A 9404-nucleotide genomic window follows, 5' to 3' on the forward strand; every position below is an offset into this window, starting at 1 on the left:
AACACTTGCGAGTTTTTTTGCAATTAACAAGTCGGCATATTTCGGATGGTTACCTTTTTTTGCCATGTGGTGTCTGTTTCATACCCCCTCAGCCTTGTGGCAGACGACCACTCGCGTCCCTTATACAACACACCCCTAATGATAGGCTGTCCCTTGTCGTCCACACGAGGTTTCTTAAGATCAAGCAATTTGCGGTTCACCTTATCGGTGAAGCAATACAAGCCATGATACTCGCCATTGATAAACAGTTCGACAAAGAGGCCCACCGTGCCATTCCTACGGTCGAGCTTGGTATCGTAGGGCACACGCGACATGGCATTCCACACATCGAAGTTCACACGATTGCGCATACGGATTCTATCGACGGCCATGGCATCGAGCACCCACGTCTTATCCCTTCGCAAGCCAAAGAGGTTGGCGTTGAGCTCTTCACCTTGACCATCCACCACCTGAATGGTAAACGATTTCTTGTCATAACGGATGGATGTGTTACCCCTGTATTTCACCTTACACGCAAGCAACGTTACGCCATTACCCCCCCATGCGCTTCATTGGGTCGCAAATCTCCACGAAAGCCGGAGTATATGTGGGCTTCGACACATGGTCGATGTCGACCATGAGGTTAACCAACGGCAACGATTGCTCATGAAGTTGCAATTTCAAAGAGTCATAACAAGGTATGGTATCCGCTTGAGCCACAACTATACGGAGACAAAGAATACCAACCCAAAACACTAATCTACACATACTTTTCATTTCTGATACTGATAATTTTATTAACACAAGGCACACTAAGCGCACTTATCAATGGAGTAAAGATATAATATAAAAGCCGACATAGGTTGTAACGCAAGGATTATTTAGGCTGGTTTACCCCAAATCAGTCTTCAAATCCCATGCATTCGGACATCTGATTCGATCGAAGGCAGGCGTAGGCGTTAAAGGCAAGGCAGACTATGCCGTCTTCTCAAGCCCCTTCTTGCGGTACGACCAAATCTCAAACGAGTTGATGATGTTCTGCCAAAGGATGTAGCAACCAGGCCCCACGGAACTCAACGGATTGAGAAACGCCGTGGAGACCCAGATAGCGAAAGCGGTGTTCTTCTGCCCCAGACTCTGTCCGGCCTCAACGGTCTTACCGAAATAATGGCCGATAAAACGGCCGGTGGCAAACTGAACGATGCAGAGGATAAGCCCCATGGCGGCAATGGAAACAAGGAACCACACGGAGGTATCGTGCCAAGCGTTGCCGATGTTCATGGCGGTGGTGCCAGTCACCACGACCAACGACCCTCCCCAGAGGTAATAACTCAGGTCGGGAACGGCCACGATGCGCTGGTGCAAACGGTGGAACATGTGCTTCGTGACATACGCCAGCAGCATGGGCAGCAACAGCACGGCGCTCACCTTCCACAAGATTTGCAGGAAGAGCGGCCAGAACTCGATGTGCGCGGCAGCCTCGCTGGCCTGTGGCAAGGCAGGGAAGCAAAGCGGAATGAGCAGCGCCGAGAGGAAGTTGGATAAGAAGGTATAGGTGGTCATCTCCTCCAGGTTGCCGCCCAACTTAGCCGTTACGACGGGCGCAGCGGCCGCACAGGGGGCAATGATGCACACCATGATGGCTTCAAGCATGATAAGCGGTTCACCCGAGATGTTGAAACCGACGATGAGCCCCATCAGGGCCAAGATGAAAACCGTTTGCTGAACGCTGATCCACAAGTGCCATCTGACGGGCAGCAACTTATGGAAGTCGACCTTGCAAAAGGTGACATAAAGCATGAGAAACATGAAGACGGGCAGCACCTGATCGTTATAGGGGGCATACCCATCGCCAATGGGAGCCAAGAAAGGCACCCAACTGAAAAGAAGATAGACGCACACGCCGGTGAGCATTGCCACGGGCAACGTCCAGTTTTTCAGAAACTTCAACAGTTTTTTCATAAATATCCTCCTTAAGATTTCATCCTACCAAGCAGTCCCTTTTGCGGAAGCATCATGACATTCTTTACGTCTCGGCCGAACGATTCCATGCTTCCGACGCCAAATGGCAAAGGGCTTTTCGCTTATCTTATGCTTCCATTGCGACCAAGCGTCAACACATTGGCCTTCAACTTGTAGTTGGCATGGTCGAAGAAGACCCCTGGATTGATGGTGCGGCTCTTGAAACGCAACTCAAAATGCAGATGGGGCGTGGTGGCGCGGCCTGTCTGTCCGGTATAGCCTATCACCTGACCGGCCTTCACCTTCTGGCCCGCCCTCACGGTGTTCTTCGACTGATGGCTATAGCAAGTGGAGAAGCCATAGGCATGGCGGATAACGATGTAGTTGCCATAGGCGAAATATGGGCCCGACTGAACCACCACACCGTCGAACGCGGCCAGCACCTCGTCGTTGGCCTTGGTCTTGATGTCCACACCCGAATGGGTCTTTTTGCCACGTTGTCCATACTGACTGATGATGTGAGCCCCAGGCAACGGATACGACCAATGCTCCTGCTCTATCTTGCCGAGGTCGAGCTTGAACGTGGCGTTCTTGAGCAACGGATCCTCGTCTACATCATCAGGGTCGAGCGTCAACTTCGCTTGTTTCTCCTCCTTCGTCACGGTCAGCACCACATGGTTGCCACTCTTGCGGCACTGCACCACCTGCCGGCGCAACTTATGACCCTTCACCTCGAGAATCGTTTCGGGGTTGATCCATCCTCCATTGATGAGGAAAGCGAAGTAGCATGTGGCCTTTTGGCCATCGTTTCCCACAATGGCGACGGTTTGTCCGGCCTTGACGCGCTGTCCCGGCTTCACCAAGTTTTGCGCGTTGCGGGCATAAACCGTCTCCAGGCCGTTGTCGTGCCGGACGATGACCACATTGCCATACTGCTCCGACCGGCGCGCCATACGCACGGTGCCGGCGAACATAGCCTTCACGGCATCGCCCTTCGTGGTAGTGATTTCCAATGCCTGGCCACCAATCACCTCCGCCTTTCCCACGGGCAGCGGAAACGAATACTCGTTGTCCTTGAGGATGGTGAAATTGATTTCAAAGGCGTTGCTATGGGTGAAAAGGCCCGGTGTGGGCACGCTAATGACCGCCTGTTCGGTGGCGGAGAACTGATGTTGCGCATGCAACTCGCCGCTAACCAAAAGGGCCAGCAGGCAAAGGGTGATATATGAATGAAATTTCTTCATGTCTGATGTGTTTCGGTCGATGAGCGCCATCACGGCTACCCGGCCCCATCATCGCAGGATGACGCCTGTGTAGATGCGTCCAGAGTCCACGCCCAAACGGCGCGCCGAGAAATAATCGTCCACACGATCGTACGTGCAGACATTGGAAACGAGGATGGCGTCGAGTGGAACGCCCGCCTCCTCCAGTTGCAGGCGATTACACAAGGGCAAGTCGATATGCCACTTGGCGTAGCGCTTGGCTATGCGGCCCATATCAAACTGCGCCTCCGCAAAACGGTCGTACACCTCCTGTCCCACCTCGAAGTTGGCCAAGGAGATGCCCGGTCCTATCACGGCCCGCACGTCGCCAGCATGGGTGCCATAGTTGTTTTCCATCACACGCAGCGTCTTTCCAACGATGCGTTGCACCGTACCGCGCCAACCCGCATGGATAGCGGCGGCGGCATGATGGCGAGGGTCGTAGAGCAATACGGGAATGCAATCGGCTGTCGACACGCCAATGCACACATTCCCAAGTTGGGTTGTGAGCGCGTCGTGCCCCTCAAGGGCCGCCAAGCGCTCCTTTTCGGGAAGACGAAGCAGATCGTCGTCGACAACAAGGCAGTCGTCGCCATGCACCTGATGGGCCATCACCACATGGTTCTCGTCCACCTGAAGCTCGGCGGCCAGCGCCTTTCGGTTGGCGATGATGGCCTGTGGGTCATCGCCACAATAGGGGTTGATGTTAAATTCAGAATAGCATCCCTTGCCCACCCCGCCATGGCGTGTGGTGGAAAAAGCCGTCACCTGGGCAGCCATTGGATAATAGGTGATGATGGGCACGGGTTGCATAAATCGTAAAGGGGTAAAAGGAGACGCGAGCGTTACTCGTCGTCGTCCATTTCAACAATATCGAGGTCGTCGAAATCCTCATCGAGATCATCCAAATCGATCACCTCGAATTCGTCGGCTCCCTCCTCCTGCATCTCTTGTCTAAAGCGCGTCATATCCTTGTCGCGGTGCACTATCGTGTCTTCACCCGTGATGTCTTGCAACTTGTTGCTCTCGTTGTTGAGCTCACGCCACAGCACATCCTTCAACTCGTCGAGACCCAAGCCGCTGACCGAAGATATGAACACCACCGGCAGGTCGGTGGGCAACGTCTCCTGCAACATGCTGATGAGTTCCTCATCGAGCAGGTCGCTCTTGGTCACCGCCAGCACACGGTGCTTGTCGAGCATGTCGGGGTTAAACTTGCTGAGCTCACCGAGGAGCACCTCATAGTCGTGCTTGATGTCGTCGGTGTCGCCTGGCACCATGAAGAGCAACAGGGAGTTGCGCTCAATGTGACGCAGGAAACGCAGTCCGAGGCCCTTACCCTCGCTGGCACCCTCAATGATACCGGGGATGTCGGCCATCACAAACGACTTGTTGTCGCGGTACGACACGATACCCAGCGACGGCTCCAGGGTGGTGAAAGGATAATTGGCAATCTTGGGGCGAGCGCTCGAGAGCGATGAGAGCAGCGTTGACTTTCCCGCATTGGGGAAGCCCACCAAGCCCACATCGGCCAAGAGCTTCAGCTCCAGTATGACGGTCTTCTCCTGCATCGGTTCGCCCGGCTGTGCGAAACGAGGCGTCTGGCGGGTGGCCGTGCGGAACTGATAGTTGCCGAGTCCACCTCGGCCACCCTTCAGCAGCACGACCTCCTGACCGTCGTAAGTGACATCGCAGACATACTTGCCCGTCTCGGCATCATAGACCACCGTGCCACACGGCACGTCGATATAAGAGTTTTTGCCGTTGGTTCCATGGCACTTGTCGCGCCCTCCGTTGCCGCCATGCTCGGCGAATATATGCTTTTGGTACTTTAGGTGCAACAACGTCCAGTAGTTATGGTTGCCGCGCAGGATCACGCTGCCGCCATCGCCGCCATCGCCGCCATCGGGGCCGCCATTGGGTTGGTATTTCACGTGGCGAAGGTGCATAGATCCCTTGCCGCCCTTTCCTGAGCGGCAGACGATGCGCACATAGTCTACGAAGTTTGATTCCATATCAAATGATTGTTTGGGGCATTCGCCCCGGTATTACAAAGAGTCGATGATTTCACAGACGTCGCCGAAGATGCGATCGATGTCGCCCAGTCCGTCGACGGAGTGGAAGAGGCCTTCCTTGTTGTACCAGTCGCAGAGAGGCTGCGTCTGTGTGTGATACACATTGAGGCGCTTCTTGATGGTCTCCTCATTGTCGTCGCTGCGTCCGCTCACCTTGCCACGCAGCACGAGGCGCTTCACCAGCTCCTCATCGGGCACATGCAGCTCCACCATGGCAGCCACCTTGTGTCCACGCTCGGCCAACATGGCCTTCAAGGCCTCAGCCTGCGGGATGGTGCGGGGGAAGCCATCGAAGATCACGCCCTCGTGGTCCTTACCGAAGCTATCGTAAACGTCGGCGAGAATGCCTACCATCAGCTCATCGGGGATGAGTTTGCCTTCGTCGATGAATCCCTTGGCGGTCTTGCCAAGCTCCGTACCACGCTTGATTTGGTCACGAAGCACATCACCCGTGGAGATATGCTTAAATCCGTACTTCTCAATGAGCTTGTCGCTCTGGGTGCCCTTGCCTGAGCCAGGAGCACCAAAAATAACAATGTTCTTCATTTTATTCCACTATCGTGTAAATATCTCTCAAATTGCGTCCTTGCTGATCATAGTCGAGACCGTAGCCCACAATGAAGTCGTTGGGGATCTCCATGGCGGCGTACTCTATGTTGAGTGGCACCTGCAACTTGCCGGGTTTCACCAGGAGCGTGCAGATGTGCAGGCTCTCGGGATAGCGCGTTCCCAACTGCTCCAACATGCGCTTCATGGTGAAGCCCGTGTCGATGATGTCCTCAACGATAACCACCGTACGACCTTTCAGGTCCTCGTTAATGCCAATAACTTCCTTGATCTTTCCCGAAGAGACGGTGCCTTGGTAGGACGCCAACTTCACAAACGAGATTTCGCAGGGAATGGTAATCATTCGCATCAGGTCGGCGGCAAACACGAACGAACCGTTCAGCACGGCCAAGAACAGCGGGTTCTTGTCCTTCAAGTCTTCGTTCAACTTGTCAGCGACGGCTTTCACGCGTTGCTGGATTTCAGCCTCGGGGATAAACGTGCGGAACGTTTTATCCTTCACTTTAACTATGCTCATGTGGCTTAATTACTAAAATTAGGATGCAAATTTACGAAAATCTACCGAGAACGACAAGCGGCAAGGGAAAAAGAACATCATCTTTAGCGTTTATTTACCACTCAAGCCGCGCGGCCACCCAAATGCCCGCGGGTGGGCAAGGTGCCAAGCGCAAGGGTGTTCGGCATCCGTCACGCCAATTTGCCAACAAGCCTAAAAAAAGGAAGAATTCCTTTTGATATTCCGCTTGTTTGCACTAACTTTGCAGTAATATGAAGATTTTCACCGCTGCTCAAATTCACGAGCTTGACAACTATACCATTACGCACGAGCCCATCAAGTCGATCGACCTGATGGAGCGATCTGCAAAAACCATCACACGCGCCATCATGGACGAGTGGACCGACCGCACGCCCATGGTAATCTTTGCCGGACCCGGCAACAACGGAGGCGACGCCCTGGCCGTGGCAAGACTTCTGGCAGAAGAGAACTACAAGGTCAGTGTGTATCTCTTCAACATTCACAACAAACTCTCTGACGACTGCGCCGCCAACAAGCAGCGCCTCATCGACAGCAAGCGCGTGGGCCACTTCACCGAGGTGACCCTCAACTTCGACCCACCCGAGCTCACCGAGGACATGGTGGTGATCGACGGACTCTTTGGATCGGGCCTCAACAAACCGCTGATCGGCGGCTTCGCATCGCTGGTGAAATACATCAACCAATGCCCGGCGAAGGTGGTGAGCATCGACATTCCTTCGGGACTGATGTGCGAAGACAACACTTACAACATCCATTCTAACATTATACGCGCCGACCTGACGCTGACGTTGCAGCAGAAGAAGCTCGCCATGATGATGGCCGACTGCCAGAAATACATTGGCCGACTGCGTGTGCTCGACATCCGCCTGAGCAAGGAATACATCGACAAGACGGAAGCCAACTGCCGCATCCTGGAGGAGCAAGACGTCAGACGCCTGCTGATGCCTCGCGACGACTTCGCCCACAAGGGCGCCATGGGCAACGCGCTCATCATTGCCGGCAGCTACGGCATGGCCGGAGCAGCGGTGCTTGCCACAAGGGCTTGCCTCCGCAGTGGCGTGGGGAAGGTAACGGTGCACACCCCCAGGCGCAACTACCTCGTCATGCAGACGGCGGTGCCCGAAGCGGTGATGCAGATGGACCATGAGGAAACTTATTTCTCGGAAAGCGTCGATAGCACCGACTTCGACGCATTGGGCATTGGCCCAGGCCTCGGACTGGTTGAAAACACAGCCATCGCCCTCATCGGCCAGATACGCCGCACCTCGTGCCCCATCGTTGCCGACGCCGACGCCCTCAACATCCTGGCCAACCACCAGGCATGGATGCAGCAGCTCCCATCAGGCATCATCATGACGCCCCACCCCAAGGAGTTCGACCGCATGGCCGGCAGCACCAGTAACAACGACTACGAGCGCCTTATCCGCGCCCAGCAAATGGCGGAGCATATCAAGGGCTACATCATCCTGAAGGGCCACCATTCGGCCCTCTGCATGCCCGACGGACACATCGTGTTCAACGCCACCGGCAACAGCGGCATGGCCACGGCGGGCAGCGGCGACGTGCTCACGGGCATCCTCACGGCACTCCTGGCCAGGGGCTACGACAAGGGAACGGCTTGCCAACTGGGCATGTACCTGCACGGACTGGCTGGCGACTTGGCCGCCAAAGAGGTGGGAAAAGAGAGCTTGGTGGCAAGCGACATCATACAGTTCCTGCCCAAGGCCTTCCTCAAACTGGAGGACTAAGCGCCCCATTCCTCACCCAAGCCTTCGGCTGCTCTCACACCAGCACCCACGAGAACGCACCCAAAGCAAGGGCTCGTCTCACACCAGCACCCACGAAGGCTTACCCCTATGCCCTTAACGTTTAACGAACACCCACAAACAAAGCATACCATCAACGATGAATTTCAAAGGATTACTGTTATTGCTGCTGCCTCTCAGCATCAACGCACAATCGATAGAAGGCACCGATTACTACCTTCCCAAGGCTGCCGTGCGCTTCACGGTGAAGGTGGAGAAGACCCAATACACACCGGGCAAGTTGGCTCCTTATGCCAGTCGCTTCCTGCGCACCGACGTCGAGTTGGAACCCGCCACAACCTACCGGCTGCTTGGTGTCAACATGGCCACATACGCCTTGCCCGACACAAGCCGTCATTTCACGCTCATTGTCGACAAGAAGCACTCTATAAATAAGGTGTGCCGGGCCGACAACGGTCAGCTCCTGGCCATCAATGCCGACGCATCGGCCAAGCCCACGCCCATGCCTTCCTTCAAGCCGGCCAGCAAGGCCGCCCTGCTCAATCCGCAAGACTTCATGACGGAGGACATCCTCAATGCGGGCAGCAACGCCAAGATGGCCGAACTGGCGGCACAGGAGATTTACGACATACGCGACAGCCGCAACCAACTGAACCGTGGCGAAGCCGACTTCATGCCCAAGGATGGCACGCAGATGGCCATCATGCTCAACAACCTGGGCAAGCAGGAGACAGCGCTCACACAGCTCTTCACGGGTGTCACGGTGAAGGACACCACATGGACCAACATCGATTTCGTGCCCACTCAGGAGGGCCGCCAGGTGCTCTTCCGCCTGTCGAAATGGCTGGGGCTCGTCGATGCCGACGACCTCTCGGGCGAGCCTTACATGATCAGCGTGACCGACAATCACACCGTGGCCGCACCACAACCCACTGCTGAGAACAAGAAGGAGGACAAGAACGACATCGGCCTTCGCGTCTGCCAGCCCAGCAAGATCCAAGTGGCGGTAACACACGGACAGCAGGTGGTGGTCAACGGCGAGCTGCTGGCTCCCCAGTTTGGCACCATCGAGTCGCTCAGCGGCGAACTGTTTGGCAAGAAGCAATCGGCCAAACTCATCCTCGATCCGCTCACAGGCGGCGTGAAAAACATTCAGGCCATCACCAACAACTAACACGTAGCCAACGCTACACAACCCCAAAGGGTAGGGTGTTCAAAATTTAGATATAAATCTGACATAAAAAGTGCAAGATTT

General features: G+C 55.1%; 10 protein-coding genes. 2 read left to right on the plus strand and 8 right to left on the minus strand.

Annotated features, from left to right (window positions below):
* Positions 1-23: 23 nt before the first annotated feature.
* From WKK33_RS00915 to hpt, 8 genes are all read right to left on the minus strand, one after another.
* Positions 24-506 carry a CotH kinase family protein gene (locus tag WKK33_RS00915; RefSeq protein WP_337932067.1) on the minus strand — a complete coding sequence of 161 codons (483 nt, stop codon included), beginning with the start codon at positions 504-506 and terminating at the stop codon, positions 24-26.
* A 25-nt stretch (positions 507-531) separates the two neighbouring features.
* Positions 532-663 (minus strand): hypothetical protein, encoded by a 132-nt coding sequence (locus tag WKK33_RS00920; RefSeq protein WP_337568811.1) that lies wholly within the window; start codon positions 661-663, stop codon positions 532-534.
* Between the two features lie 291 nt (positions 664-954).
* Positions 955-1941, minus strand: a complete 987-nt coding sequence (locus WKK33_RS00925) for a transporter (protein WP_337568422.1) — start codon at positions 1939-1941, stop codon at positions 955-957.
* 122 nt (positions 1942-2063) lie between these two features.
* The gene (locus WKK33_RS00930) at positions 2064-3185 is read right to left on the minus strand and encodes a M23 family metallopeptidase (protein ID WP_337568809.1); all 1122 of its coding nucleotides are present in this window, start codon (positions 3183-3185) and stop codon (positions 2064-2066) included.
* A 48-nt stretch (positions 3186-3233) separates the two neighbouring features.
* Positions 3234-4016 (minus strand): peptidoglycan editing factor PgeF, encoded by a 783-nt coding sequence (gene pgeF / locus WKK33_RS00935; protein WP_337568806.1) that lies wholly within the window; start codon positions 4014-4016, stop codon positions 3234-3236.
* 32 nt (positions 4017-4048) lie between these two features.
* On the minus strand, positions 4049-5218 hold the full coding sequence (gene obgE / locus WKK33_RS00940; protein ID WP_215760101.1) for a GTPase ObgE: 1170 nt from the start codon (positions 5216-5218) through the stop codon (positions 4049-4051).
* A 33-nt stretch (positions 5219-5251) separates the two neighbouring features.
* A complete protein-coding gene (locus tag WKK33_RS00945) occupies positions 5252-5824 on the minus strand; it encodes an adenylate kinase (protein ID WP_215760100.1) in 573 nt (190 codons plus the stop codon).
* 1 nt (position 5825) lies between these two features.
* Positions 5826-6362, minus strand: a complete 537-nt coding sequence (gene hpt, locus WKK33_RS00950) for a hypoxanthine phosphoribosyltransferase (protein ID WP_287769861.1) — start codon at positions 6360-6362, stop codon at positions 5826-5828.
* 251 nt (positions 6363-6613) lie between these two features.
* Between hpt and WKK33_RS00955 the strand changes: the two genes are divergently transcribed.
* Together WKK33_RS00955 and WKK33_RS00960 are read left to right on the plus strand one after the other, a co-directional pair.
* Positions 6614-8131 carry an NAD(P)H-hydrate dehydratase gene (locus WKK33_RS00955; RefSeq protein WP_337932071.1) on the plus strand — a complete coding sequence of 506 codons (1518 nt, stop codon included), beginning with the start codon at positions 6614-6616 and terminating at the stop codon, positions 8129-8131.
* Positions 8132-8288: 157 nt separating this feature from the next.
* Positions 8289-9323: a DUF4831 family protein gene (locus tag WKK33_RS00960; protein ID WP_337932072.1), complete on the plus strand. Its 1035-nt coding sequence runs from the start codon at positions 8289-8291 to the stop codon at positions 9321-9323.
* Positions 9324-9404: the final 81 nt, after the last annotated feature.

It is taken from the genome of Hallella sp., assembly GCF_037460745.1.
Taxonomy (GTDB): Bacteria; Bacteroidota; Bacteroidia; order Bacteroidales; family Bacteroidaceae; genus Prevotella; species Prevotella faecis.